Source organism: Mycobacterium sp. SVM_VP21 (assembly GCA_024758765.1).
Taxonomy (GTDB): Bacteria; Actinomycetota; Actinomycetes; order Mycobacteriales; family Mycobacteriaceae; genus Mycobacterium; species Mycobacterium heraklionense_C.
This window is the reverse complement of record CP101406.1, coordinates 603,165-628,951: the sequence shown is the minus strand read 5'-3', so window position 1 is coordinate 628,951 and position 25,787 is coordinate 603,165. Positions and strand designations below refer to the sequence as shown.

At 67.5% G+C, this 25,787-nt stretch carries 19 protein-coding genes and 3 riboswitches; of the genes, 10 read left to right on the top strand and 9 right to left on the bottom strand.

What is annotated here, in order from left to right:
* Window positions 1–13 precede the first annotated feature (13 nt).
* From kasB to NM962_03185, 3 genes are read left to right on the top strand one after another with little or no spacing between them, the layout of a single operon-like run.
* The gene (gene kasB, locus NM962_03195; GenBank protein ID UVO13172.1) at window positions 14–1,276 is read left to right on the top strand and encodes a 3-oxoacyl-ACP synthase KasB; all 1,263 of its coding nucleotides are present in this window, start codon (window positions 14–16) and stop codon (window positions 1,274–1,276) included.
* 40 nt (window positions 1,277–1,316) lie between these two features.
* A complete protein-coding gene (locus NM962_03190) occupies window positions 1,317–2,180 on the top strand; it encodes a cyclopropane mycolic acid synthase family methyltransferase (protein UVO13171.1) in 864 nt (287 codons plus the stop codon).
* An 8-nt stretch (window positions 2,181–2,188) separates the two neighbouring features.
* Window positions 2,189–3,088 (top strand): cyclopropane mycolic acid synthase family methyltransferase, encoded by a 900-nt coding sequence (locus tag NM962_03185; GenBank protein UVO13170.1) that lies wholly within the window; start codon window positions 2,189–2,191, stop codon window positions 3,086–3,088.
* Here NM962_03185 and NM962_03180 read toward each other — a convergent pair.
* Window positions 3,085–3,510, bottom strand: a complete 426-nt coding sequence (locus NM962_03180) for a DUF732 domain-containing protein (GenBank protein ID UVO13169.1) — start codon at window positions 3,508–3,510, stop codon at window positions 3,085–3,087. The two genes, NM962_03185 and NM962_03180, sit on opposite strands and share 4 nt — an antisense overlap.
* 273 nt (window positions 3,511–3,783) lie before the next feature.
* On the opposite strand from NM962_03180, the gene NM962_03175 reads away from it, so the two are divergent.
* The 3 genes from NM962_03175 (at window position 3,784) to NM962_03165 (ending at window position 9,269) form a co-directional block, all read left to right on the top strand.
* Window positions 3,784–5,952 (top strand): cellulase family glycosylhydrolase, encoded by a 2,169-nt coding sequence (locus tag NM962_03175; protein UVO13168.1) that lies wholly within the window; start codon window positions 3,784–3,786, stop codon window positions 5,950–5,952.
* A gap of 237 nt (window positions 5,953–6,189) precedes the next feature.
* Window positions 6,190–7,689, top strand: coding sequence for a PE-PPE domain-containing protein (locus NM962_03170; protein ID UVO13167.1), 1,500 nt, complete (start codon window positions 6,190–6,192; stop codon window positions 7,687–7,689).
* Window positions 7,690–7,760: 71 nt separating this feature from the next.
* Entirely contained in the window at window positions 7,761–9,269 is a 1,509-nt protein-coding gene (locus NM962_03165) for a PE-PPE domain-containing protein (GenBank protein ID UVO13166.1), read from the top strand.
* Between the two features lie 7 nt (window positions 9,270–9,276).
* On the opposite strand, the gene NM962_03160 is transcribed toward NM962_03165, so the two are convergent.
* Genes NM962_03160 through NM962_03150 form a run of 3 tightly spaced genes read right to left on the bottom strand, consistent with a single transcriptional unit; the run spans window position 9,277 to window position 12,508 of the window.
* Window positions 9,277–10,023 (bottom strand): class I SAM-dependent methyltransferase, encoded by a 747-nt coding sequence (locus NM962_03160; protein ID UVO13165.1) that lies wholly within the window; start codon window positions 10,021–10,023, stop codon window positions 9,277–9,279.
* Complete coding sequence (locus NM962_03155) at window positions 10,020–11,159, bottom strand: homoserine O-acetyltransferase (GenBank protein UVO13164.1); 1,140 nt, start codon at window positions 11,157–11,159, stop codon at window positions 10,020–10,022. The genes NM962_03160 and NM962_03155 overlap by 4 nt, the downstream gene beginning before the upstream one ends.
* Before the next feature lie 11 nt (window positions 11,160–11,170).
* Window positions 11,171–12,508, bottom strand: a complete 1,338-nt coding sequence (locus tag NM962_03150; GenBank protein ID UVO13163.1) for a bifunctional o-acetylhomoserine/o-acetylserine sulfhydrylase — start codon at window positions 12,506–12,508, stop codon at window positions 11,171–11,173.
* Between the two features lie 140 nt (window positions 12,509–12,648).
* Window positions 12,649–12,768: riboswitch (SAM riboswitch) on the bottom strand.
* A 144-nt stretch (window positions 12,769–12,912) separates the two neighbouring features.
* On the opposite strand from NM962_03150, the gene NM962_03145 reads away from it, so the two are divergent.
* Both NM962_03145 and NM962_03140 read left to right on the top strand, forming a co-directional pair.
* Window positions 12,913–15,147 (top strand): NADP-dependent isocitrate dehydrogenase, encoded by a 2,235-nt coding sequence (locus NM962_03145; GenBank protein ID UVO13162.1) that lies wholly within the window; start codon window positions 12,913–12,915, stop codon window positions 15,145–15,147.
* Window positions 15,148–15,233: 86 nt separating this feature from the next.
* Window positions 15,234–15,371: riboswitch (cobalamin riboswitch) on the top strand.
* Window positions 15,372–15,401: 30 nt separating this feature from the next.
* Window positions 15,402–17,000, top strand: coding sequence for a PPE family protein (locus tag NM962_03140; protein ID UVO13161.1), 1,599 nt, complete (start codon window positions 15,402–15,404; stop codon window positions 16,998–17,000).
* Here the strand turns inward: NM962_03140 and NM962_03135 are convergent.
* Window positions 16,982–17,638 carry a pyridoxamine 5'-phosphate oxidase family protein gene (locus tag NM962_03135; protein ID UVO13160.1) on the bottom strand — a complete coding sequence of 219 codons (657 nt, stop codon included), beginning with the start codon at window positions 17,636–17,638 and terminating at the stop codon, window positions 16,982–16,984. The two genes, NM962_03140 and NM962_03135, sit on opposite strands and share 19 nt — an antisense overlap.
* A gap of 39 nt (window positions 17,639–17,677) precedes the next feature.
* Between NM962_03135 and NM962_03130 the strand changes: the two genes are divergently transcribed.
* Together NM962_03130 and NM962_03125 are read left to right on the top strand one after the other, a co-directional pair.
* Window positions 17,678–18,985: an aminotransferase class I/II-fold pyridoxal phosphate-dependent enzyme gene (locus NM962_03130; protein UVO13159.1), complete on the top strand. Its 1,308-nt coding sequence runs from the start codon at window positions 17,678–17,680 to the stop codon at window positions 18,983–18,985.
* A gap of 65 nt (window positions 18,986–19,050) precedes the next feature.
* A riboswitch (cobalamin riboswitch) is annotated at window positions 19,051–19,167 on the top strand.
* Window positions 19,168–19,264: 97 nt separating this feature from the next.
* The gene (locus tag NM962_03125) at window positions 19,265–21,001 is read left to right on the top strand and encodes a PPE family protein (protein UVO13158.1); all 1,737 of its coding nucleotides are present in this window, start codon (window positions 19,265–19,267) and stop codon (window positions 20,999–21,001) included.
* 181 nt (window positions 21,002–21,182) lie between these two features.
* Here the strand turns inward: NM962_03125 and NM962_03120 are convergent, their stop codons facing one another.
* Genes NM962_03120 through NM962_03105 form a run of 4 tightly spaced genes read right to left on the bottom strand, consistent with a single transcriptional unit; the run spans window position 21,183 to window position 25,778 of the window.
* Window positions 21,183–21,764, bottom strand: coding sequence for a hypothetical protein (locus NM962_03120; GenBank protein UVO13157.1), 582 nt, complete (start codon window positions 21,762–21,764; stop codon window positions 21,183–21,185).
* 14 nt (window positions 21,765–21,778) lie between these two features.
* Window positions 21,779–23,533: an ATP-binding cassette domain-containing protein gene (locus NM962_03115; protein UVO13156.1), complete on the bottom strand. Its 1,755-nt coding sequence runs from the start codon at window positions 23,531–23,533 to the stop codon at window positions 21,779–21,781.
* Complete coding sequence (locus NM962_03110) at window positions 23,530–24,570, bottom strand: iron ABC transporter permease (GenBank protein UVO13155.1); 1,041 nt, start codon at window positions 24,568–24,570, stop codon at window positions 23,530–23,532. Before NM962_03110 ends, NM962_03115 begins: the two co-directional genes overlap by 4 nt.
* On the bottom strand, window positions 24,567–25,778 hold the full coding sequence (locus tag NM962_03105; protein UVO13154.1) for an ABC transporter substrate-binding protein: 1,212 nt from the start codon (window positions 25,776–25,778) through the stop codon (window positions 24,567–24,569). The genes NM962_03110 and NM962_03105 overlap by 4 nt, the downstream gene beginning before the upstream one ends.
* Window positions 25,779–25,787 lie beyond the last annotated feature (9 nt).

The following is a 25,787-nucleotide window of genomic DNA, read 5'->3' as shown; positions in this document are numbered from 1 at the left end:
GCGAGGTGCGGACATGGCCAGAGGGACTCGGCTTTCCACCGGGAATGGCCTCCCCGAGGTAGTGGTCACGGGTGTCGCGATGACGACGGCGCTGGCGACGGACGCCGAGGACACCTGGAAGAAACTGCTGGACGGACAAAGCGGCATCCGTAAGCTCGAAGACCCCTTCGTCGAGCGGTTCGATCTCCCGGTGCGTATCGGCGGGCATCTGCTCGAGGACTTCGACCACGAGCTGAACCGCAAGGAACTGCACCGGCTGTCGTACCTGCAGAAGATGGCGGTCATCCTGGGCCGTCGGGTCTGGGCGAATGCCGGTTCGCCAGAGGTGGATCCACGCAGATTGCTGGTCTCGATCGGCACCGGGCTCGGCTCCCCGGAGGAGCTGGTCTGGGGTTACCAAGGCATGGTGGAACGCGGTATGAAGGCGGTCTCGCCGCTAGGCGTGCAGAAGTACATGCCCAACGCGGCGGCCGCTGCCGTGGGTCTGGAGCGTGGCGCCAAAGCAGGTGTCTTCACCCCGATCTCGGCGTGCGCGTCCGGCGCCGAGGGGATCGCGCAAGCCTGGCGCAACATCGTCTACGACGAGGCTGACATCGCAATCTGCGGCGGTGTCGAGACCAAGATCGAAGCGGTTCCCATCGCGGGATTCGCCGCGATGCGCATCGTGTTGTCCACTCACAACGACGACCCGACCGGCGCGTGCCGGCCGTTCGACGCCGACCGCAGCGGTTTTGTATTCGGCGAGGCCGGCGCGTTGCTCGTCATCGAGACTCTTGAGCACGCAAAGGCGCGGGGCGCAACCATTCTCGGCCGGCTGATGGGCGCCGGAATCACCTCGGACGGCCACCACATCGTGGCGCCCGATCCGCAGGGCGAGCGCGCGGGCTACGCGATGACCCGAGCGATCGATCTTGCGGGCCTGGCTCCGACCGACATCGACCACATCAACGCACACGCCACCGGAACCAGGATCGGCGATCTGGCCGAGGCCCAGGCAATCAACAACGCCATGGGCGGGCACCTCGCCGCGGTGTATGCACCGAAATCCGCTCTCGGTCATTCGGTCGGGGCGGTCGGTGCCGTGGAGGCGATTCTGACAGTGCTGGCGCTGCGGGACGGCGTAGTCCCGCCGACGCTGAACCTGCACCGCATCGATCCAGAGATCGACCTGGATGTCGTGGCCGGTGACGTACGGGTGGGGGACTACCGATACGCGATCAGCAATTCCTTCGGATTCGGTGGCCACAACGTGGCCCTCGCGTTCGGAAAGTACTAGAAGGGGGGGTGCTCTCGGCCCCAGCCGAGAGCACATTGTCATGCCGAAAAACCTAACACCGCATTTCAAAGACGTGCAGGCGCACTACGACCTGTCCGACGAGTTCTTCCAGCTCTTCCTCGACCCGACCCAGACCTACAGCTGCGCCTACTTCGAACGCGACGACATGACGCTCGAGCAAGCCCAGATCGCCAAGATCGACCTTGCGCTGGGCAAGCTGGGCCTGCAGCCCGGCATGACGCTGCTCGACATCGGCTGCGGCTGGGGGGCCACCATGCGGCGCGCCGTCGAAGCCCATGACGTCAACGTCATCGGCCTGACGTTGAGCAAGAACCAGGCCGTCCACGTGGAGGCCATGTTCGCCGGCATGGACAGTCAGCGCACCAAGCGGGTGCTATTGGAGGGTTGGGAGAACTTCGGCGAACCGGTCGATCGGATTGTGTCCATCGGCGCCTTCGAGCACTTCGGTCATGAGCGCTACGAGGACTTCTTCACCATGGCCCACGCCGTTCTGCCGCCCGACGGCGTGATGCTGCTACACACCATCTCCGGGTTGACGCTGCCGCAGATGGCCGACCGTGGCATGCCGCTGACCTTCGCGATGGCCCGGTTCATCAAGTTCATCGCCACCGAGATTTTCCCCGGCGGGCGGCTACCCACCATCGAGATGGTTGAAGAGCATTCGGCCCGAGCGGGTTTCACTCTGACCCGAAGGCACTCGCTGCAGCCCCATTACGCCAGGACCCTCGACTGCTGGGCGGCGGCGCTGGAAGGCAACAAAGACAAGGCGATCGAGATCCAGGGCCAAGAGGTCTATGACCGCTACATGCATTACCTGACCGGGTGCGCCAACGGATTCCGCACCGGCTACATCGACGTCAACCAGTACACCTTGCAGAAGTAGGCCTGGCGATGACTGATACTCCGGCCGCCAGGACCTTACGGCCGCATTTCGCCGACGTCCAAGCTCACTACGACCTCTCCGACGACTTCTTCGCGCTGTTCCAGGATCCGACCCGCACTTACAGCTGTGCCTATTTCGAGCCGCCGGAGCTGTCACTGGAACAGGCCCAGATCGCCAAGATCGATCTCAATCTCGACAAGCTCGACCTGCAGCCCGGAATGACGCTGCTCGACATCGGCTGCGGTTGGGGTTCCACGATGAAGCGGGCGATCGAGCGCTACGACGTCAACGTCATCGGGCTCACCCTGTCGAAGAATCAACATGCCTACGCGCAGCGGCTACTGGACACCATCGCTACCGATCGTGAGCGCCGAATACTGCTGCACGGGTGGGAAGAGTTCGATCAGCCGGTCGACCGAATCGTTTCTATTGAGGCGTTCGAGCATTTCGGGCACGAGCGCTACGACGACTTCTTCGTACGGTGTTTCGACATCATGCCCACGGACGGGCGAATGACGATCCAGAGCAGCGTCAGCTACCATCCCTACGATCTGAATGCGCGCGGCAAGAAGCTGACGTTCGAGACCGCCCGCTTCATCAAGTTCATCCTCACCGAGATCTTCCCCGGCGGCCGACTGCCCACCACCGACATGATGGTTGAGCACGGCCAGAAGGCCGGTTTTTCTGTTCCAGAAGCGCTTTCGCTGCGGCCGCACTACATCAAGACCCTGCAGGTCTGGGCCGATGCGTTGGAAGCCAACAAGGAAAAGGCCATCGAGATTCAGTCCGACGAGGTATACCAGCGCTACCTGAAGTACTTACGCGGCTGCGAGTACTACTTCATCGACGAAGTCCTCGACGTCAGCCTGGTCAGCTACCTCAAACCCGGCGCCGCGACGGGCTCCTAAAACCCGGGAATAGCCGGAATGGCTGGGATTCCACCCGACAAGCCGGGGATCCCGACCGACATCCCCGGGATCTGCGGCAGATCCGGCATCTGGCCGCTGGCCAGTTGCGACAGCATCTGCGGGCAGTAGATTTGCACGGCGATCTCGGTGAACAGCTGCGCCATCTGGGGCGACATGCTGGGCCCGCCGCCCAGGCCGGTGACCGGGGCCGCCACAGCTGCGGCGGTGCCGGCCGGCTCGGTCAGCATCGGGCAGACGGATTGGCCGAGGGCAGCCGTTGCGGCGGGGTCGGCGACCGGGATGCCGGCCCCGGCCAGATCGGACAGGAACGAGGAGTCCACCGGGCTCGCCTGCGCCGGTGCCGCCAACCCCGTGGTGGCGATCAGGCCTACTAAGCCCGCCCCCGCGCCCGTCTTGCTCATGAAGCCTCGCATGCATCCCCCTCGTCTTGGTTCGGCGCCGAGCGGTGCCCGAGATTTGTCCGAACGTTCTTGTTGAAATCCTGCATCAAAGCGGTAACACCGGCGAGTCGGCCGGGTCACGGTTTGCCTACGGCGCTGTCTCGCCCGGGCCAACGCCGCAATTTCGGGACTTTGGGCCGAAATCGGGGCTCAGCCCGCTAGGTTGTTGGAATCGTTCATGGTAAACACATCCAATGCTCAGCTTTGTGGGGACGCGAAAGAGGTCCACGCCAGATGGCTCGACGTCGTAGTGGGAAGTTGAATCGTCGGCTGGGCGCCGCAGTGGGTTCGGCTCTGGTGGCCGGTGTGGCCGTGCCGGTCCCGGCGGGCGCCGACGTGATCGGCGACATGCTTGAGCAGGTGATGGCACCGTTCGTGGGTGCGGACACCCACAGCGTGGACTGGTCCGCGCTGTCGAGCCCGGCGGCCTGGGACGCATTCTTCGATCCGGAGCACTGGAACGACGTCCTCGCCGGGTTGTCCGCCGCGCCGAGCGAGGGAGCGGCCGATGCGACGATGTGGTTGCAGCAGCTCATCTACACGCCGCTGCACTCCGGCATCGAAAGCTGGATCCACAGCACCGGTCACACGCCAATCCTGGACGGGCTCAACGACCTCAGTAGGGCGCTGGGCTGGGGTGCGATGATCGCCGACGGTACGGCGGGAACCGAGGCGCATCCCGACGGCGGTGACGCGGGCTGGCTGTTCGGCGATGGCGGCGCCGGCTGGGACAACACCGCAGTCGGTGGCGGAGGGGCCGGGGGAGCGGCGGGCATGTTCGGAAACGGCGGTGCCGGCGGCGACGGCGGTGAGGGCGGTCTCGGCGGCAATGGGGGAGACGGCGGTGCCGGCGGCTGGTTGATCGGCGTCGGCGGGACCGGTGGGGACGCGGGCAACGGGGTCTATGGCGGCGCCGGAAGCTTGCCGGCGCTGGGCGGTGCCGGCGGCGCGGCCGGCATGTTCGGCATCCACGGTGCGGTCGGGCATTTCGGCACTCTGGCCGGTGCCCCGGCCAGCGGCCCCTACACCGGCCTGTCCACCACCGGCGCCTGGATCACCGACAGCGAAGGCAGGGTGGTGATCCTGCACGGGCTCAACCAGGTCTACAAGATCGCGCCGTATACCCCGGGCGCCGACGGGTTCGGCGACGATGACGCCGCGTTCCTGGCCGCCAACGGCTTCAATGCCGTCCGGGTAGGCGTGCTCTGGGCGGGCGTGGAGCCGCAGCCCGGCGTATTCGACCCCGATTACCTCGCCGCGATCAAGCAGACCGTGCAAACCCTGTCCGACCATGGCATTTACAGCATCCTCGACTTCCACCAGGACTTCTACAGCGCCGGCTTCGGCGGCGACGGCGCGCCGGAGTGGGCGGTGCTGACCGGTGGGTTGCCCAACCCCGACGTGGGTCAGATCGGCACCTACCTGTTCAACCCCGCGCAGCTGCATGCCTGGGATGCGTTCTGGTCCAACGCCAAAGCCGAGGACGGCATCGGTCTGGCCAACCACTACGCGCGTTCCTGGCAGTACGTCGCCGACTACTTCAAGGACGATGCCAGTGTGGCCGGCTACGGCATCATCAACGAGCCGTGGCCGGGCTCGCCGTGGCTGTCGGGCGTGCTGGGCAGCCCACACTTCGATGCCCAGACCCTGACGCCGTTCTACAACCAGATGGCCGCGGCGATTCGCTCCGTCGACCCCAACACCCCGGTGCTGTTTGAGCCGACCTTCCTGTTCAACACGGCGATACCGACTTCGCTGGACGCCGTGGACGATCCGCACGGGATCTTCGCGTTCCACAACTACTGCCTGGCGAATTCGGTCTTCGAAATCGACTTCGGCTGCGGGCTGAATTTCGACATCCTGTTGAACAACGCTGCGACATATGCCGACTCGCACAATATTCCGGCACTGATGACCGAGTTCGGTGCCACCGCCAACGCCGGTGTCATCGCCAACACGCTGGCGCACACCAATCCCTTCCGGTACGGCTGGCTGGAGTGGGCCTATACCGGCGGTGACGTCGCCAGCAGCTCACCGGAGGGCCAGGCGCTGGTCTTCGACACCAATCTGCCGCCGGTCGGCGACAACGTCGACGCCGCCAAACTCGCAGCGCTGGCCGAGCCGTACCCGCAGACGATCGCCGGAGTCCCGAACGCCTGGTCGTTCAGCTCGGATGGTTCTGGCATCTTCCACTTCAACTACTCAACTGCGATGGCTGATGGTTCGGGCAGCTTCGCCGCCGACGCGCAGACCCGGATTGTGATGCCGGCTCTGCAGTACCCGAACGGCTACCAGGTGGATGTCATCGGCGGGCACGTGGTGTCGGGGCCGGGATCCTCGGTGCTGATCATTGCCGCCGATCCTGGCGCCACCACCGTCGACGTCCAGGTGAAGCCGGCCTGAAACCCGGCGGCGGGACTGTCTGGGGCCGGCCGGTCAAACCTTGACGTTTCCTCCGGGTATGCGCACGGCTAGCAACATAAGTCGGCTTAGGGTGAGATGTCGAGGGAAAAGCCCTGTTCGGCGGAGATTTCTACAGTAGAAAGTTTGAGTTATTCAGAGTTACTTCAGGTTTTCATCATGTAAGCGTTAATGTGCTGCAAGCAATAAGCAGTCCCGCGCTCGCTGTCGGAGGTCGCCATGAAGGTAAGGCCCATGTTCCACTCGCTGGGCGTTGCGGCGGTGGCTGTGACCAGCACCGCCGCGGTGGTTGCCTCGCCGATCATGACGCCGGCCTTGGCGGCCTCTTCTGGGGCACGCACGATGGTCGCCGACGTGACGCTCCTCGACAACGTGGCCCTGGTCATGGGCGGCAGCGGCACCCCCATCCCGGGGACATGGGACTTTCACTGGGCCGATCAATACCTCTCGCACCTCGGATACGACGGCTACACCGTGCAGGGCGTCTTCACGCCCGAAGGCCTGTACCCGGGTACCGGCGTCAAGAGCCTGCCGCTGGACACCTCGGTCGATCAGGGTGTGCGGATGCTCGACTCGACTCTCCGCGACCGCATCGAGGCCGGCGACAATGTGGTGGTCTACGGCGTCTCGCAGAGCGCCGTCCTCTCCTCGATTGAGATGAACCACCTGCTCGCTTCCGGCAACGCCCCCGACGCCGACCAATTGTCGTTCGTCTTGATCGCCAATGAGATGTTCCCCAACGGTGGCCTGCTGTCGCGCTTCGCCGTTCCCGAAGTCCCGCTGTATATCCCGTCGATGGGCATCGACTTCTACGGCGCCACGCCCGACACCCCCTACGCGACCGACATCTACGTCGCGGAATACGACGGATTCTCCGACTTCCCGCGCTATCCGCTGAACTTCCTCTCAGTGCTCAACGCCGTGCTGGGAATCGCGCTGGTACACGGCCCCGGCTACACCCGGCCGGACTCCATCGACAGTGCACAGCTGTTGCTGGGCTCCACCAACTACGACGGGCCTTTGACACTGCCCGACGGCGCCTCGGCTGCGCTCAACACCGACTACTACATGATCCCGACGGAGATCCTGCCGCTGCTGCAGCCGCTGCTCGGAATCCCGGTGCTCGGCGAGCCGCTGTATGACCTGCTGGAGCCCGTCACCCGGATCCTGGTCGACCTGGGCTACGGCAACGTCGACACCTACGTCGGCGGCGAATTGACCCATGGCGGCTGGGACCAGGGCCCGGCCAATCTGCTCACCACTTACGGCGTGCTCCCGGACATCGACGTCATGACGCTGCTGAACTCGCTGTGGCAGGGTGCGCAGCACGGATTCGACGACTTCATCTACGACCTCGGGCACCTGTCGCTCGGGAGCCCGGCCGATGCGCTCGGTTCGGGGATGGACTTCTCGCTGCCCAGTCTGCTCGACGTCGTCAACACCTTCTCCGGCGCGGCCGCCACGCTGTATTCGGTGCTGCTGCCGACCGCAGACATCATCAACGCCTTGCTGACCACCATGCCCGCCTACGACATCAGCATGTTCTTCAACGCGTTCGGCAACGGCGACGACCTGCTGACCACACTGACGAACGCCATCGGAATGCCGATCGCGGCCGACGCTGGACTGATCCCCACGGCCATCGGGTTCGAACTGATGAGCATGATGAGCGCGTTCCAGTCGATCGCCAACGACTTCGCCGACTTGTTCAGCGGCTAGGTGCCTGGCGGATTTATCCGCAAGTCAACGTGAGAGATATTTCAGTCCCGTCCCTGCTTCCGGAGGTCGCCATGAAGGCAAGCCCCACGTTCCGCCCGTTGGCCGTTGCGGCAATTGCCGCTTCCAGTGCCGCCGCCCTGGTTGCGGGTCCGGTGCTGACCCCTGGCTTGGCGTCCGCGGTACGGACGGTCACCGCCGACGTAACGCTGCTGGACAACGTCGCCCTGATCATGGGCGGCAGCGGCACCCCCATTCCGGGGCCCGGGTCATTTGCCGGCGCTGAGCTCTACCTCGACCACCTTGGGTACGGCGGCTACACCATGCAGGGCGTCTTCACCCCCGAGGGCTTGTACCCGGGCACCGGCGTCAAGAGCCTGCCGCTGGACACTTCGGTGGACCAGGGCGTGAAGATCCTTACGCAGACGATCATGGACCGCATCGGGGCCGGCGACAACGTGGTGGCCTTCGGCGTCTCGCAGAGCGCGGTCATCTCCTCGCTGGTGATGAACGACTTCGCCGCGCTGGGCCTCGGTGCGCCCGATGCGGACCAGCTGTCGTTCGTCCTGCTCGCAAACGAGATGTTCCCCAACGGCGGCCTGCTGTCCCGCTTCGCCGTGCCGGGTGTCCCGCTCTACATCCCGTCGTTGGGTATCCCGTTCTACGGGGGCACACCGGATGACACCCCCTATCACACCGACATCTACATGGCCGAGTACGACGGCTACTCGGATTTCCCGCTGTATCCGCTCAATATCTTTGCGACGCTCAACGCGGTACTGGGTATCGCGTTCGTGCACGGCTCCGGATATTCGGGCGACGGCGTCATCGACAGTGCCGAGCTGATGCTGGGGTCGACGAACTACGACGGGCCGCTGTCGCTTCCCGATGGCGTCTCGGCCGCAGTCAACACCGACTACTACGCGATCCCCACCGACACCCTGCCGCTGCTGCAGCTCATGCAGAGCATTCCGTTGCTCGGGGTGCCGCTGTATGACCTGCTCGAGCCGGTCACCAGGATCCTGGTCGACCTCGGCTACGGCAACGTCGACACCTACGTCGACGGCGAACTGACCCACGGCGGCTGGAACATGGGCCCGGCGAACGTCGCCACCCCGTTCGCGTTGTTCCCCGAAGACATCGACGTGATGCAGCTGCTGAGTTCGCTGGGACAGGGCGTGCAGCACGGCATCGACGCCTTCATCGATGACCTCGGGAACTTGTCGCTGGGCGGCGGCGCGCAGGGTGCCGATGTCTTGCCGGCGGCCGACTTCGTCCTGCCGAGCCTGATGGACATCGTGAACACGTTCTCCGGTGCGGCCTCGACGCTGTACTCGCAGCTGCTGCCGCTGGCGGACGTCCTCAACGCGTTGTTCACCACGATGCCGGCCTACAACATCAGCCTGTTCTTCAACGAACTCGGCGGCGACGGCGACCTGCTGACCAACCTGGTGAACGCGATCGGTCTTCCGATCGCTGCTGACGTCGGGCTCATCCCTACTGCCATCGGGTTCGACCTGTTGAGCATCATGAGCGCGGTTCAGTCGGTCGTCGCGGACTTCACCGACCTGTTCACCGCGTAGCGGGAAGTCAGCCCAGCGTGGCCCGGGTGCACACCGTGATGTAGGGCAGTGCCAGCCCGGTGGACCCGACCAATGCCGGATGGGTGGCCAGCAGGTTGCGAACCTGGTCCAGTGTCTTGGTGCGCACCGCGTCCGGTGAGGTGATGCAGTAGCTGCGGGAAGCGACCAGATCGATCAGGGCCTGCGGCGTCAGGTAGCTGGTCCACTCCACCTGGTGGCTTTGGATGTCGCCGAACGGCGCGGGCAGACTCACCCCGGCATCGACAACGTCGCGGGCGTCCTCGCGGCCGATGATCGCGCCGAGTTCCTTGACCCAGCCCAGTCGTTCGTCGCGGGTGTTCCACACCAGCCCTAGCCGGCCGCCGGGCCGCAGCACCCTGACCAGCTCGGGGATGGCCCGCGCGGGGTCGAACCAGTGCCAGGCCTGGGCCACCAGCACCGCGTCGACGCTGTTGTCGGGCATCGGGATCTGCTCGGCGGACCCAAGCAGCGCCGGGGTGGCCGGCAGGGCGCGGGCCAGCACCTCGAGCATTTCGGCGATCGGGTCCACCGCCACCACGTCCAAGCCGCGCTCCACCAGGCGCGCGGTGAGCTTGCCGGTGCCGGCACCCAGGTCCAGGACATCGCGGGCGCCCGGCGGCAGCAGCCAGTCGATCGCCTCCGGGGGGTAGGACGGACGGCCCCGCTCGTAGGCGGCGGCCTGCGACCCGAACGACAATGAGCGGTCGCGGCGGCCCTGCTCGGAGGGGCTCACCGTCGGCGTTCCCGGGCCGAGCTCGCCAAGTCCAAAGTCTGGCGGATCAGCTCGCCGACTCGGGCGGTGTCCAGCAGGAAGCCGTCGTGTCCGCAGTCGGAGTCGAGTACCTGCAGCCCGTCGCAGCCGGGCAGCAGTTCGGCCAGCTCGGCCTGCAACCGCAGCGGGTACAGCCGGTCCGAGGCGATCCCGGCGACCACCGCGGGAACCGGGCAGCCACGCAACGCCGCGGCCACCCCGCCACGTCCGGCGCCCACGTCGAAGCTGGACAGCGAGTCGCTCAGGATCACGTAGCTGCCCGCGTCGAACCGCGACACCAGCTTGTCGCCCTGATGTTCCAGGTAGCTCTGCACCGCGTAGCGCCCGCCGTCAGCCGGGTCCTCCCCGTCCTGGGCTGCATTGGCGAACCGCCGGTCCAGCTCGGCCTCACCGCGGTAAGTCAGGTGCGCGATCCGCCGGGCGATCGCTAGTCCGGCCTCGGGGCTGCGGCCGGTGCCGTGATAGTCGCCGCCCTGCCAGTCCGGGTCGGCCTTGATGGCCGCGATCTGGGTGCTCTGCGTGCCGATCTGGTCGGCGGTGGCCCGGGCGCCGACGGCCAGCAGCAAGGCCGCGCCCACCCGATCCGGGTGACTCACCATCCACTCCAGCCCGCGGGCACCACCCATCGAACCGCCCAGCACGGCGGCCACTTCGGTGATACCCAGCGCAGCCAGTGCGGCGATGTCGGCCTCGACCTGGTCGCGGATCGTGATTGCGGGAAACTTTGAGCCCCAAGGCTTCCCGTCGCGGGCCAGGGATCCCGGGCCGGTTGAGCCGCGGCAGCCGCCCAACACGTTGGTGGCTACTGCACACCAGCGGTCGGTGTCGATCGGAGCGCCGGGGCCGATGACCCCGTCCCACCAGCCCGGGGTGGGATGGCCCGGCCCGGCGGGCCCGGTGACGTGGGAATCCCCGGTCAGTGCATGCAGCACCATGACGACGTTGTCGCGCTGGGGCGACAGCTCGCCCCAGCGCTGCACGGCGATGTGGACGTCATCGAGCACCGCGCCGCTTTGCAGCGTCAGTGACCCGATGGCGACCACGCCGGTCTCTGACTCGGCGGGCAGCAACTGCCTGGACACGTCGGAGATCGTCACCGGGGACCGCCTCAACGGGCCGCCAGCGCCGACGAGTCGCCGAGCTGTGCCGAGGCCGCGGCGAAGCCGAGTTCCAGGTCCGCCAGGATGTCGTCGATGCCCTCGATGCCGACCGCCAGGCGAACCAGGCCCGGGGTGACACCGCTGGCCAGCTGTTCTTCGGCGCTGAGCTGGCCGTGCGTCGTCGACGCCGGGTGAATCACCAGCGAACGCACATCACCGATGTTGGCGACGTGGCTGTGCAGCTGCAGTGCGTCGACGAACGCCTTGCCGGCTTCGATACCGCCGGCGAGCTCGAAGGAGAGCACGCCGCCGACACCCTTCGGTGCCAGCTGCTGCGCCCGTGCATGCCACGGCGAGCTGGCCAGCCCGGCGTAGTTGACGCTCAGCACGTCGTCGCGGGCCTCCAGGAACTCCGCGACCCGCTGAGCGTTGGCGACGTGCCGCTCCACTCGCAGGCTCAATGTCTCCAGGCCCTGGGCGATCAGGAAGGCATTGAACGGCGAGATCGCGGATCCCAGGTCGCGCAGCAGCTGCACGCGGGCCTTGAGTGCGAACGCGGGCGCTCCCAGGTCGGCGAAGACCGCTCCGTGGTAGCTCGGGTCGGGTGTGGTGAAACCGGGGTGGCGGCCCTGCGTCCAGTCGAAGGTCCCACCGTCGACGATCACGCCTGCGATCGCCGCGCCGTGTCCGCCCAAGTACTTGGTAGCCGAGTGCACCACGATGTCGGCACCGTGGGCCAGCGGCTGGATCAGGTACGGGGTCGCCACGGTGTTGTCGACGATCAGGGGCACGCCGTTGTCGTGGGCCACGCCCGACACACCCGGGATGTCGAGTACGTCGATCTTCGGGTTGGAGATGGTCTCGGCGAAGAAAGCCTTAGTGTTGGGCCGCACCGCCGCCCGCCAGGACTCCAGGTCATCGGGGTCCTCGACAAAGGTGGTCTCGATACCCAGCTTGGTCAGCGAGTAGTGGAACAGGTTGTAGGTGCCGCCGTAGAGCCGCGGGCTGGAGACGATGTGGTCGCCCGCGCCGGCGAGATTGAGGATCGCGAAGGTTGCCGCGGCGGACCCGGAGGCCACCAGCAGCGCCGCGACCCCACCTTCGAGCGCGGCGATGCGCTGCTCGACGACGTCATTGGTCGGGTTCATGATCCGGGTGTAGATGTTGCCCGGCTGCTCCAGACCGAACAGCTTGGCCGCGTGATCGGTGTTGTCGAACGTGTAGGAGGTGGTCTGGTAGATCGGCAGCGCGCGGGCATTGGTGGCCGCGTCGGGAACCTGCCCGGCGTGGACCTGCTTGGTCTCGAAGGACCAGTGCGAACTGGGGTCGATGTTGTTGTCGGTCATTGCTGAATGGTGTCCTCGGATGTGTTGTCGCTGGGTGACGTGCGGATTAGGCGTGGATTCAGCGACAACAGCAACGGGTGAGCGGGCGCAAGGAGGCACGCATCAGGTTCCCCTGTCTACTCGGGGGGCCCGTTGTGGCGGACCCGCGCTTGCCGCGTAGCCGATAGTGGCTACTCAACCCGGTCATCACCCGGGGCACCCCACCGCGGTTGGAGGGTTGCCGGCCAGCAAGCCGGGGCTTCGCGCTGGCACTCATGACCGCCACGCAGCCTATCGCATCTCATAGAGGTGTCGCCACCTGCTCACCGGCCGTGAACGCCAGCGGAGCGGTACGCGATACTGATGCCGCCGTGTACAACGCGGGACAATCGAACACCTAAGCCCCTGACGCCGGGAGAACAGCCATGTGCGCCGACCAGCCGACCATCATCTACACGCTGACCGACGAGGCGCCGCTGCTGGCGACGTACTCGTTCCTGCCGATCGTGCAGGCCTTCACCGGGCCCGCGGGAATCGACGTCCAAGCCAGTGACATCTCGCTTGCGGCCCGCATCCTGGCCGCATTCCCCGATTGTCTGACCGACGATCAGCGGGTGCCGGACAACCTGGCCGAACTCGGCCGGCTGACCCAGCTGCCGGATACCACGATCATCAAGCTGCCCAACATCAGTGCCTCGGTGCCGCAGCTGGTCTCCGCCATCAAGGAGTTGCAGGGCAAGGGCTACAAGTTGCCCGACTACCCCGAAGACCCCAAGACCGACGCTGAGCGCGACATTCACGACCGCTACGCGAAATGCCTGGGCAGCGCGGTGAACCCGGTTCTGCGGGAAGGCAACTCGGACCGTCGTGCGCCCAAGGCGGTCAAGGAGTACGCGCGCAAGCACCCGCACAGCATGGGCGAGTGGTCACAGGCCTCGCGCACCCACGTGGCGACGATGCGCCACGGCGACTTCTACCACGGTGAGAAGTCGATGACGCTGGACCGCGACCGCGACGTCAAGATGCAGCTGACGACCAAGAGCGGCAAGACGATTGTGCTCAAGGAGAAGGTGTCGCTGCTCGACGGCACCGTCATCGACTCGATGTTCATGAGCGTCAAGGCGCTGCGCGAGTTCTACGAGGAGCAGATGGAGGACGCCCGCAAGACCGGCGTAATGTTCTCGCTGCACGTCAAGGCGACCATGATGAAGGTCAGCCACCCGATCGTGTTCGGTCACGCCATCAAGGTGTTCTACAAGGACGCATTCGCCAAGCACCAGAAGCTCTTCGACGATCTGGGCGTCAACGTCAACAACGGTCTGGTCGACCTCTACAACAAGATCGAGACCTTGCCGGCCTCCCAACGTGAGGAGGTCATCGAGGACATGCACGCCTGCCACGAGCACCGCCCGGAGCTGGCAATGGTGGACTCGGCCAACGGCATCACCAACTTCCACTCGCCCTCGGACGTCATCGTGGACGCCTCGATGCCGGCGATGATCCGGGCCGGCGGGAAGATGTACGGCGCCGACGGGCGGCAGAAGGACACCAAGGCCGTCAACCCCGAGTCGACGTTCGCCCGGATCTACCAGGAGATGATCAACTTCTGCAAGACCCACGGCCAGTTCGATCCGGCCACCATGGGCACCGTGCCGAACGTCGGCCTGATGGCGCAGAAGGCCGAGGAGTACGGCAGCCACGACAAGACCTTCGAGGTCCCAGAGGGCGGCGTCGCCGACATCGTGGATCTGGCCACCGGCGAGGTGCTGCTGACCCAGAAGGTGGAGGCCGGCGACATCTGGCGGCTCTGCACGGTCACCGACGCCGCCATCCGGGACTGGGTGAAGCTGGCCGTCGAGCGGGCACGGGCGTCGGGCATGACAGTGGTGTTCTGGCTCGACACCGAGCGTCCGCATGAGGCCGAGTTGCGCAAGAAGGTCAAGACCTACCTCAAGGACCACGACACCGAGGGCCTCGAGATCCAGATCATGCCGCAAGTGTGGGCCATGCGGTACACGTGCGAGCGGCTGATCCGCGGCCAGGACACCATCGCCGCAACCGGCAACATCCTGCGCGACTACCTGACCGACCTGTTCCCGATCCTGGAGCTGGGCACCAGCGCCAAGATGCTGTCGATCGTGCCGCTGATGGCCGGTGGCGGCATGTATGAGACGGGCGCGGGCGGTTCGGCCCCCAAGCACGTCAAGCAGCTGGTGGAGGAGAACCACCTGCGCTGGGACTCGCTCGGTGAGTTCCTGGCGCTAGGCGCCAGCTTCGACGACCTGGGTGCCAAGACCGGCAATGTCGCAGCCAAGATTCTGGGCGAGACGCTGGACTCGGCGATCGGCAAGCTGCTGGACGCCAACCAGAGCCCGTCGCGCAAGACCGGCGAACTCGACAACCGCGGCAGCCAGTTCTACCTGGCCAAGTACTGGGCGGAGGAGCTCGCCGCGCAGACCGAGGACGCTGAGCTGGCCAAGCACTTCGCGGGGCTGGCGAACACGCTGGCCAAGAACGAGGACGTCATCCTCAACGAGCTAAATGTGGTGCAGGGCAAGTCGGTGGACATCGGCGGTTACTACGCGCCGGACCACGACCTGACCTCGGCGGTGATGCGGCCCAGCGCGACGCTGAACGCCGCGATCGACGCCAGGGACTGATCTTCCGCCGAGAGCCAAATCCACGACAGACACGCCGACACAGGCGTCGTGGATTTGGCTCTCGGCGGTGATTGTCGGTGGTCGGCGGCATTAGGCGTGCGACAATTCGCCGGTAAGGCGACGACGATGTAGGAAGCCGGTGCGAATCCGGAGCGGTCCCGCCACTGTGATCGGGGAGTGAACTCACCGAGAGCCAGATACTGCATCGTTGCACCCTCGGTTTGGGGCGGACGACCCCGAGAGAGCTGGCGAACGTGACCGCGCCGATCTGGATCGCGTCACCTCCGGAAGTCCACTCCACCCTGCTGTCGGCCGGCCCGGGCGCCGGGCCGTTGCTGGCGTCGGCGGCCGCCTGGAACGCCTTGAGCGCCGAATACGGTGCGGTCGCCGAAGAGTTGACGGCGCTGCTGGGCACGGTGCAGGCCGGGGCCTGGCAGGGACCTAGCGCCGACGCGTATCTGGCGGCGAATCTGCCGTATCTGGCGTGGCTGATCCAAGCCGGCGTGGCCAGTGCCCTGACCGCCGCCGCCCAGCAGGCCGCAGCCACCGCCTACAGCACCGCACTGGCTGCGATGCCGACGCTGGGTGAGCTCGCGGCCAACCACGCTACCCACGCGGTGCTGGTGGCCACCAACTTCTTCGGCGTCAACACCATCCCGATCACGCTCAATGAGGCCGACTACGGCCGGATGTGGTTGCAGGCCGCCACGGTGATGACCACCTATCAGGCCGTCGCGGGCACCGCGGTGGCGTCGAGCCCGCAGACGTCGGCAGCGCCGCAGATCGCCAAAGCGCAGTCCGCGGACGCCAGCCAGCCGCAGCTCCCGCCGGATCGGCAGAACGAAATCATGGAATGGCTGCAGAACAGCGGCTACATCGACTTCTACAACAATGTGCTGCAGCCGATGATCAACGAGCTGGCGAGCAACCCGCTCTTCCAGTCGTTGTTCAGTGGGTTCGACCCCTGGCTGCCGATCCTGGGCAACCCGCTGAGCTTTCTGAGTCCCTACAACCTGGCGTTCGCGATCGGCTATCCGATGGACTTCGGGTCGTTCGCCGCCTACCTGTCGCAGACGTTCGCCTTCATCGGCGCCGATATCGCCGCAGCGTTCGCTTCCGGTAACCCCAGCACCATTGCGTTCACGCTGATGTTTGCCGCCGTGGAAGCGGTCGGCACGATCATCACCGACGTGATTGCGCTGCTCAAGACCCTGTTGGAGCAGGCTCTGGTGTTGATTCCGGTGGTGCTGCCGATGCTGACCGCCGCATTGGCGCCGCTGGCCGCGGCACCGTTGGCCGGATTGGCGGGGTTGTCCGGCCTGGCCGCGCTGCATGCGGTTCCGGTGCCGGTGGTTCCGATCATGCCCCCGCCCTTCGCCGGGGTGACGGTCGCTCCCACGCCGCCGGTTCCCGCCCCGGCCCCGGCACCCGCTCCGGCGCCCGCGGTTGCATCGGCGCCGCCCGCAGCGCCGTCGGCGCCGCCGCCTCCGCCCGCACCACCGCTGTCCCCGGGAGACAGTCTGGCCGCGATGTACCTGGTCGCCGGCGCGAGCCAGCAGGCCCGTCGGTCCGCGGGCACCAGTGCGCGCCGACGCAAGGCCCCCGAACCCGACGCCGCGGCAGCGCCCGCGGAGGCCGTCGTCGCCGAGGAGAAGGCCAAGGCCCGCCGGCGGCGGCGCGCGAAGGTCGACATGCTCGGCCGCGGGTATGAATACATGGACCTGGAGGACGCCGAGGATGCCGTCGAGCCGAGCGGACTCACCGTCTTGGCGGCCGACGCCTTCGGCGGCGGTGCCACGACTCCCATGACGCCGGGCACCTGGAGGCCGGAGTATCACCGCGGTCTGCGGTAAGACTCCAGGTAAGGCGGCAGCGTGATGGCAGGGTCGAGATCGGCGGACGGCTCCGGGCGGCCGGCGACCATCCGCAGCGGAACCACTCCCGCCCAGTGCGGCAACGCGACGTCTTCGGGCTCGTCGTTGGGGCCGCCGTCGCGCACCGAGGCGGACACCTTCACCAGGTCGAGGGCCAGCACGGCCGTCGCCGCCAGTTCCCGACGGTTGGGCGGTCGGGAGTCGGCGGCCCGCCCGGGTGCGACGTGATCGAGCAGTGCGTCGAGCCCGAGCCGCTTCTCGGCCTCGTCGTCGACCAGGCGCGCGGCGCCGATGACGACCACCGAGCGGTAGGCCATCGAATGGTGCAGCGCCGAGCGGGCCAGCACCAGCCCGTCGACCAGGGTGGCGGTGACGCAGACCGGCAGACCGGCGGGACCGGCGGCCAGCACCGGGCCGCTGCCGGTGGAGCCGTGCAGATACAGGGTCTCCTCGACCCGGGCGTGTGTGGTCGGCAGCACCACCGGATGGCCGTCGCGGGTGTAACCCAGATGGCAGATCAGCGCCTCGTCCAGGATGCGGTGCACGATGTCGCGGTCGTAGCGGGCCCGCTCCCGATACCGGGTGGGGGTGGTCTGTGGGGTCGGCGCGTAAGACACGGGTTGCCTCCAATAATGTACTAGTGCAATATATAAGATGTGCCAGTACAATACAGCATTAACGGTGGGGGAGCCGAGGCTATCGCGGCCAGCGTCGAGGAGGGCATCGCGTGCGGTGCGTTGGCGCCCGGGGCCGCACTGCCGCCGATCCGCGGGCTGGCCCAGCAACTCGGGGTGAATCCGAACACCGTCGCCGCCGCCTACCGGCTGTTGCGCGACCGCGGCGCCGTCGAAAGCTCGGGCCGACGCGGCACCCGGGTGCGTGATCGGCCGGCGACCACACCACGGTCGCTGCGCGGGCTGGCCGTGCCCTCGGGCGTGCGGGACCTGTCCTCCGGAAACCCCAACCCGGCGCTGCTGCCCATCATCGCCGCTGCGCCGGGACCCGTTGTGCTCTACGGACATCCGCCGATCGCGTCGGCGCTGGCCGAGCATGCCGCAGCCGAACTGGTCGCCGACGGCGTCCCGGCCGACCACCTCGCGGTCACTTCCGGAGCCCTGGACGGAATCGAGCGGGTGCTCTGCGCCCACCTGCGTCCGGGCGACCGGGTGGCCGTCGAAGATCCGGGCTGGCCCAATCTGCTCGATCTGCTCGGCGCGCTGGGGCTGACTCCGGAGCCGGTCGGAGTCGATGACGACGGTCCGCTGCCTGCCGACCTGGACCGCGCGCTGCAACACGGGGTACGCGCAGTGGTGGTGACCAGCCGCGCCCAAAATCCCACCGGCGCAGCAGTTTCCGCCGAACGATCCGATGCCCTGCGGGCACTGCTGGACGGAGCAGACGTATTGGTGGTCGAAGACGACCACGGTGCGGCGATCGCCGGGGTGTCGCTGCACCCGCTGGCAGGCGTGACCCGAAACTGGGCGTTCATCCGGTCGGCGGCCAAGGCGTATGGCCCGGACCTGCGGCTGGCGGTGCTGGCCGGTGACCAGCGCACCGTCGAACGGGTGCAGGGTCGCCAGCGGCTCGGGCCGGGCTGGGTCAGCCACCTGCTGCAGAACCTGGCCGTCGAGCTGTGGCGCGACGACGCGGCGACAAGGCAGGTGGCCAACGCCGAATCCGCCTATCGCGCGGCCCGGGTCGGGTTATGCACGGCGCTGGCCGACCGGGGCGTGAGCGCGCACGGCCGGTCCGGGCTCAACGTGTGGATCCCGGTACCCGACGAGGCGCTGGCGATGACGGCGTTGTTCGCCGCGGGCTGGGCCGCGGCCCCGGGGGCGCGGTTCCGGATTCGGGGTGCCCCGGGCCTACGGGTCACCATCGCCGAGTTGGCGCCCGCCGACATCGAACCGCTGGCCGATGCGGTCGCCAACGCGGTGCGCGGCCCCGGCCGGGCCAGCGTGTAGCCGCGCTTTGCCGGCGTTGCGTGCCGCAGCGTGCGATAATGCCCCGGTACGGCAACGATGGTGCAGGAAGCCGGTGTGAATCCGGCACGGTCCCGCCACTGTGATCGGGGAGCGACCCTCAACTGCCACGGCTCTGATGGAGCTGGAAGGCGAGGCGAGCGTTGATCCGAGAGTCAGGACACTCACATCGTCGCATCCTGCGACCCGGGGCGGTGTACCCCGAGAGAGCTGAAAAACTCCCATGTTGCGCCCCTTTCGGGTGGCATCCGGCGGCCTGCGATGACTGCACCGATCTGGATGGCCTCTCCGCCAGAAGTACATTCAACGGCACTGTCGGCCGGACCGGGGGCCGGGCCATTGCTGTCATCGGCCGCCGCGTGGAGCGCGCTGAGCACTGAATACGCCGCGGTCGCCGACGAACTGACGGCAGTGCTGGGCGCAGTGCAGGCGGGGGCGTGGCAGGGCCCGTCCGCCGAGGCCTTCGTGGCCGCCAACGCTCCGTATCTGGCCTGGCTGCTGCGTGCCGTCACCAACAGTGCCGCCACGGCGGCTCAACAGGAGACGGCGGCCGCGGGTTACACCGCCGCGTTGGCGGCGATGCCGACCATGGCCGAGTTGGTCGCCAACCATGTCACCCACGCGGTGCTGGTGGGCACAAACTTCTTCGGTGTCAACACGATTCCGATCGCGTTGAACGAGGCCGACTACGCGCGAATGTGGGCGCAGGCTGCGGCTGTGATGACCACCTACCAGGCGGTGGCCGGCGCGGCGGTGGCCACCGCGGCGGCAGCCCAGACCGAACCGGCGCCAGTGGTGCTCAAGACGCCCGGCAGCGCGGCGGACACCGCGCCGCAGCCACCGCAGTGGTTTCTGGACTTCGCCAAATGGCTCGAAAGCCTGGTCCCGCATCCGCCCTACCCCGATGTCAGTCAGTATCCGGCGTATCTCGAATGGCAGGAGTTCTTCACCAAGGTCGGCTTCACCGGCTTCGCGGACCCGCTGGCCAAGTTCTTCGCAGGACTGCAAGGCGGATCGTCGTTGCTGCCACCGCCGGGGGTGCCCGGGTCGTGGCTGGCCTGGTCGGGTAACCCGCTGAGCTTCTTCAACCCGGCGAGCCTGGCCTACGTCTTCTCGGTGCCGCTGGACCCGGGCTCCTACTTCGCGTTCACCAGCATCGTCATCATCGACGACCTGATCGCGATCATGTACACCGCCCTGTTCAACCCCCAGGGGTTGGGCCTGGTCGTGCCCTTGGCGATGGTCGAGATCGTCACGTCGACGATCGGCAACACCATCCAGGCAATGAACTACCTGATCACCCAGACGGCGCTGCTGCCGGCGCTGGCCGCCACGATGGCCGGCACGACCGTGCTCGGATCTGCGGGAGTGATCGGCGGTCTGGGTATCGGGGCGATGGCACATCATGCGTTGGCCGCTGCGGTGCCGCCGCCACCCGCGCCCCCGCCGGGACTGGCCCTGGCTCAGCCGCCGGCACCGGCTCCCGCACCGGCGCCCGCCCCGGCTCCCGCGCCCGCCCCGGCCCCGGCACCGGCAGCAGCTGCCGCTCCGCCGCCCGCCGCCCCGCCGCCGACTCCGGCGGGACCGCCGTCGGTCACCATGCCGGCCTACATGTACATGGTCGGTGGCCTGGACATGGGCGCTCGTCGGGGCTCGGGTACCAGCTCCCGCAAGAAGGCGGCACCGAAACCGGACAGTGCGGCGGCGCCCGCGGAGGAGCCGGTGGAGCAGAAGGCCGCGCAGCGACGTCGGCGTAAGGCCAAGGTCGGCATGCTGGGCCGGGGCTACGAGTACATGGACCTGGAGCCGGATCCGGTGCCGGAACTTGCCGGGGCGGTCGCCTCGAGTAGGGGTGCCGGATCACAGGGCTTCGCCGGTGGCACCCACCGGGTGGCCAGCGCACGGCCGAGCGGGCTGACCGCACTGGCCGACGACGGGTTCGGCGGTGGGGCGGTCAGCCCGATGATGCCCAACACCTGGCCGGGCGAGCCGGACTAGCCGGACCTGGCGGCGTTGAAATTGCAGCCAGGGCTGTTCTCGCCCCGCGCGCACAGCCCTGGACGCAAAATCAACATCACTTTGCCCCAGACTCCCACCCGGCGAACCGTTACCGAACCACGCTGTTAACCGCCGGGTTTGTTGCGGCGGTCCAGCTTCGGCTCTCCTGCGTCGAGTCTCGCTAACCGCCGCAGCGGATCCGATTCCCGCCGCGGTCCACCGGGTCCGGCCCGAGGCCCAGGTACTTCTCGCGCAGCTTGTCCCACAGCTCCAGCTGGGCCCACTCGGGCTCGTCGCGCATCTGCTGGTCGTTGGTGAGGAACGGGTTCGGCAGCATCACGGTCATCATCTGCTCGTCGCGCCCGTTGAACAGCCGCACGCCCCACGACTGCGGGTTGCCGTCCTTGCCGATTCGGCGGTACAGCTCGGCCCGACTACAGCGGCGGATGCGACCCAGCTCCGAACCGCTGGCCCGGTGCTTGCCGATGCACAGGTGAAAGTGCCAGCGGCCGAAGTCGATGGTGGCGTAGCCATCGAGCATGCCGATCTTGCGTGGCGCGTTTGGGGCGGCCACTTCCCAGGCCGCGCCTTCCATGATGATTCCGAACCAGATCTCGTTCCAGTACTCGTCGAAGCACAGGTGCAGCAGATCCAGCAGGCTCTGCTGGTCGGTCGGCAGCGGCCAGCGTTGTTCGCGACCGCGGTCTTCGGTGTCGACGATCGGAGGATCGGCGACGACGGTGCTGCCGGTGTTCTCGGTCATGGGAATCCCTTCCTTCACGGGTTCAGGCGAACCTTGGGCTTGTGAGTCAGTGCGCAGTCGCCGCACAGTCCGCCGCCGGGTGTGCGGTAGAACAGGCAGCAGCTGGCTCGGCGGTAGTCGGTCCCGGAGTCGCTGAAAAATACTGCGCCGGTGAGTCTTTCGTCATCGCACATGGTGCGCGCGAGTTCCCAGCTCGGCTCGTCCGCAAGCTCTCCGCCGTGATGCCAGCGCAGGGCGCGGGCGGCGCCCAGGGCTGCGGAGGCGATATTGCCGCGCAGCAGCCCCTCCGAGATCGGGCCGAGCCGGCGCACCGCGGCGGCCAACGGTTCCAGGTGCCCGGTGAGGATCATGTCGGCCAGCGCCGGCTCCAGATCATCGTTCGCCGAAGACCCCTGCCAGGCCGTCGGATTCGGCAGATGCAGTCGGACCGGTCCGCCCGAATCGGTGTACCAGAGCTGATCGGGATCCAGATCGATCAAGAGGTTGTGCTCGGCGAGCCCGCCCAGCCCGATCGACCACAGTCGTGCCGCGAATCCGAGATAGAAAGTGGACACCGCCACGCGAAGATCCGCTGCTCCGACGCGGTTCTGCACTTCGGCGATGGCGCCCGCGAGCAGCTCGTGGTCGGTGTAGAGCTGGGTGACCGGATGCCAGTCGGCGTCGTCCGCTGTCCCGGTGGAGACCGCGAAATATGAGCTGACAGACGATAACTCGGCCAGCGCCGTGAGCGTCTGTTCCCGAGATGCGCAGCGAAGTGGGGTCGCCGGCAGGGCGCGCAGTCGCTGCGGTAGATCACGTAGCGCGATGATCTGGCTGCCGCTAGAGGTACGTACCGTGACGGCAGCGGGATCGTTTGCGGTGACTACGATTTCCGCTGAATCGCTGATACCCCAGCCCTCCCGGGACAGCACCCGGGTCAGTGCTGAGCGCAGCGGCTCTTCGGCGTCGACCCGGGCGGTGCGCTCGTTGTCGTCCCCGACGAAGGTGAACATGCCGCTGGCCGGGTCGAAACGCAGGGTGTCATTGCCGAACATGTCCCCGATGCGCCCGGACAACATCAGCTCCTCGCCGACGGTGTCCACGAGGATGCCCGCCGGATCCATCAGCCACACCCGATCGGCCACCCGCAGCGCCAGTTCCAGGTCGTGGGTGCTCAGTACCACCGCTAACTGCTGGTTGCGGGCGAGCTCCCGCAGCAGCCCGAACAGTGCGGCCCGTGAAGACACATCCAGAAACGCGGTCGGCTCGTCCAGGATCAGCAGACCCGGCTGTTGGGCCAGCGCCCGGGCGGTCAGCACCCGCTGGCATTCGCCGTCGGACAGTTCGGCAGCCGGCCGCGACGCCAGATGCTGGGCGCCGGTCGCCGCCAGTGCCCAGTCGATGATCTCCTCATCGGCCTGGCGAAGTCGGCCACCCAGGCCCAGGTGTGGGATGCGGCCCAACCCGACCAGCTCGCGCGCCGACAGCAAACCCGGGTCGACGCGTTCGGTCAGCACTACCGCGACCCGGCGGGCCAGCTCGTCTCGGGGCAGGGCGGTCAGGTCAGCGCCGTCCAACAGAACACGTCCGCCGAGCGCGGGCTGCAACCCCGCCAGGGTGCGGATCAGGGTGGACTTGCCGGCGCCGTTGGGCCCGATCAGCACGGTCAGCTCCCCGCGGCGGGCTTGGGCTGCCAGTCCGGTCGCTACTGTCGTCGACCGGCGCCGGCTGCGGTAGCCGATTGCCAGGTCGGCGAGCTCGACGGCGGGTGCGGCCGCGACGGGTGTCATGACGGCAACCCCGGTCCGCGGCGAGCCCGCAACAGCACGGCGATCACCACCGGCGCCCCGACCAATGCGGTGACCGCGTTGATCGGGATGACCAGGTCGCTGCCGGGCACCTGGCTGACCAGGCCGCAGCCCAGCGCAGCGACCGCGCCCAGCAAGACCACTGCGGGGACCACCACCCGATGGTCGGAGGTGCCGGTCACGATGCGGGCCACGTGCGGCACCACCAGCCCGAGGAACGCGATCGGTCCGCAGAATGCGGTCGTCACGCCCGCCAGCAGCGACGCCGAGATGACCGTGACCACCCGGGCCCGGTGCACGTTGATGCCCATGGTGGCCGCGTAGCTCTCGCCGAGCAGCAGTGCGTTTAGCGGCCGGATCGTCAGCGCCGCGGTCGCCAGCCCGACGGCCACCAGCGGTAGCAGCAGCCTCAAATCGGCCCAGCCGGTTCCGGCGAAGCTGCCCAAGCCCCACAGCAGGTACTGCTGCACCCGCTGCGGATCGGAGTACACCATCGCCAGGCTCACCAGTGCAGTGCTGGCCGCGCCGATCATCACGCCGATCAGCAGCAGCGTCGCCGCCGAGCGGGTCCATCGCGACAGCACCAGCACGAGCGTGAGCATGGCCGCTGCGCCCAGGGCCGCCGCGATCACTTCCGCGGTGCGGCTGGCACCGGCCACCGCGGTGGTGAAACCGCCACCGCCAGCGCCACCGAGCAGCACCACCACCGCGACGCCGAGGCTGGCCCCGGAGCTCACGCCCAGGATGTAGGGATCGGCGAGCGTGTTGCGGAACAGGGTTTGCAGCTGCAGGCCGGCGACGCCCAGCGCGGACCCGGCGGCCAGCGCGGTCAGCACCCGCGGCATCCGCATGTTCCAGACGATCACCTGCCAGCGCGGGTCGGAGGGTTCGGCGCCGAACAGCACCTGCACGGTGTCGAGCAGCGGCACCCGCACCGGCCCGAGCACCAACCCCAGCAGCGCCAGCAGAACCACCGCGGCGCTCAGCGCAGTCAGTACCAGGGCGATACGTGGCTTCACCGCGGCACCCGCCGGTAGAACTCGAACGCGTGGTTGTGAACGTTCGGGCCGAGCTCGGGATGCAGGATCGCGACCAGGTCGCCGAGCAGCAGATCCGGGCGCGCCGTGCCGCGTTCCCAATAAAGATTGCCGCCACCGGGTGTCATCGCCTTGGTCGCCGACCACACATGACCGGTCCGCAGCGCGGTCAGCTCGCCATAGCGACTGTCGCGGGCCACCGCGTCGCCCAGGGTTTGCCAGTCGTCGGTGACCAGCCATACCGGCGCGGTACCGGCCCGGGCGTACACCGACTCGAAGTTCAGTTGCCTGTTCTCGGCGCCGGCGTCCGACAGCCAGGGATAGGTGCCTCCGGCGTCGGCTACCAGACTCCCCGAGTAGCTGTCACCGGTGGGCATGGACCAGCTGCCCGAATACATGGTGCCGACCAGAACCTCGACGGGTTTGGCTGCGGCGGCGCGGGCCGCCAAGGCGTGGTAGCGGTTGCGGATGTCCTGATAGGTCTGCGCGGCCTGACGTTCGGTCCCGGTCAGCGCGGCGAACACCTTGATCCACTCGGCCCGGCCCAGCGGGGTGGATTCCAGCCATTCGGCGTCGGCCAGCACCGGCGTACCGGCTTCGCGCAGCTTGGGATAGCCGGGATCATCCATGCCTTCGGTGACCAGCAGGTCGGGGCCCGCGCCGATCACGCGCTCGATATTGATCTGCCCGCCGGGGGCGTAGCCGACGATCTCACCGCTCTCGATACGCGCACGGATCTGCGGGTCGGCGACCGCGGCCGGGCTCGCCACTCCGGTAACCACGCCGGCTTGGCCGAGTTCGGTGATCATCGCCAGATGCGTGGTCGAGCCCGAGTAGAGGCTGTGTACCGGGACGGTGATCCGCTGGGCTTGGGCGAGATCGCCGGTCAGCGCCGGCATGGGCGCGCCGCAGCGCACCAGCACCCACGACACCGGCTTGCCGCCGAGGTAAGGCCGTTTGACGGTCAGGATCTGGTAGCTGCCGTGGTAGGTGATGGTGAAGTTGGTGGCCTCGGTCAGCGTCGACTTGTCCGGGAAGTAGTCGGCGGCCGGGTCGAAGTCGGTGATGCAGCCGGCACGCGCTTGCGGTGTGCGGGAAGCGGGTTCGCCAGAGCAGCCGGCCAATGCCGTCGTCAGCATCAAGGCCAGGGCTACTAGGAGCGCAGGGACTACCCGCAGCGCACGGGGCATGGGCGTGAG

What these genes read in the sequence shown, in the direction of transcription:
- kasB (UVO13172.1), top strand. Translation starts at nt 14, where the DNA reads ATGGCCAGAGGGACTCGGCTTTCCACCGGGAATGGCCTCCCCGAGGTA.
- NM962_03190 (UVO13171.1), top strand. Translation starts at nt 1,317, where the DNA reads ATGCCGAAAAACCTAACACCGCATTTCAAAGACGTGCAGGCGCACTAC.
- NM962_03185 (UVO13170.1), top strand. Translation starts at nt 2,189, where the DNA reads ATGACTGATACTCCGGCCGCCAGGACCTTACGGCCGCATTTCGCCGAC.
- NM962_03180 (UVO13169.1), bottom strand. Translation starts at nt 3,510, where the DNA reads ATGAGCAAGACGGGCGCGGGGGCGGGCTTAGTAGGCCTGATCGCCACC.
- NM962_03175 (UVO13168.1), top strand. Translation starts at nt 3,784, where the DNA reads ATGGCTCGACGTCGTAGTGGGAAGTTGAATCGTCGGCTGGGCGCCGCA.
- NM962_03170 (UVO13167.1), top strand. Translation starts at nt 6,190, where the DNA reads ATGAAGGTAAGGCCCATGTTCCACTCGCTGGGCGTTGCGGCGGTGGCT.
- NM962_03165 (UVO13166.1), top strand. Translation starts at nt 7,761, where the DNA reads ATGAAGGCAAGCCCCACGTTCCGCCCGTTGGCCGTTGCGGCAATTGCC.
- NM962_03150 (UVO13163.1), bottom strand. Translation starts at nt 12,508, where the DNA reads ATGACCGACAACAACATCGACCCCAGTTCGCACTGGTCCTTCGAGACC.
- NM962_03145 (UVO13162.1), top strand. Translation starts at nt 12,913, where the DNA reads ATGTGCGCCGACCAGCCGACCATCATCTACACGCTGACCGACGAGGCG.
- NM962_03125 (UVO13158.1), top strand. Translation starts at nt 19,265, where the DNA reads ATGACTGCACCGATCTGGATGGCCTCTCCGCCAGAAGTACATTCAACG.
- NM962_03120 (UVO13157.1), bottom strand. Translation starts at nt 21,764, where the DNA reads ATGACCGAGAACACCGGCAGCACCGTCGTCGCCGATCCTCCGATCGTC.
- NM962_03115 (UVO13156.1), bottom strand. Translation starts at nt 23,533, where the DNA reads ATGACACCCGTCGCGGCCGCACCCGCCGTCGAGCTCGCCGACCTGGCA.
- NM962_03105 (UVO13154.1), bottom strand. Translation starts at nt 25,778, where the DNA reads ATGCCCCGTGCGCTGCGGGTAGTCCCTGCGCTCCTAGTAGCCCTGGCC.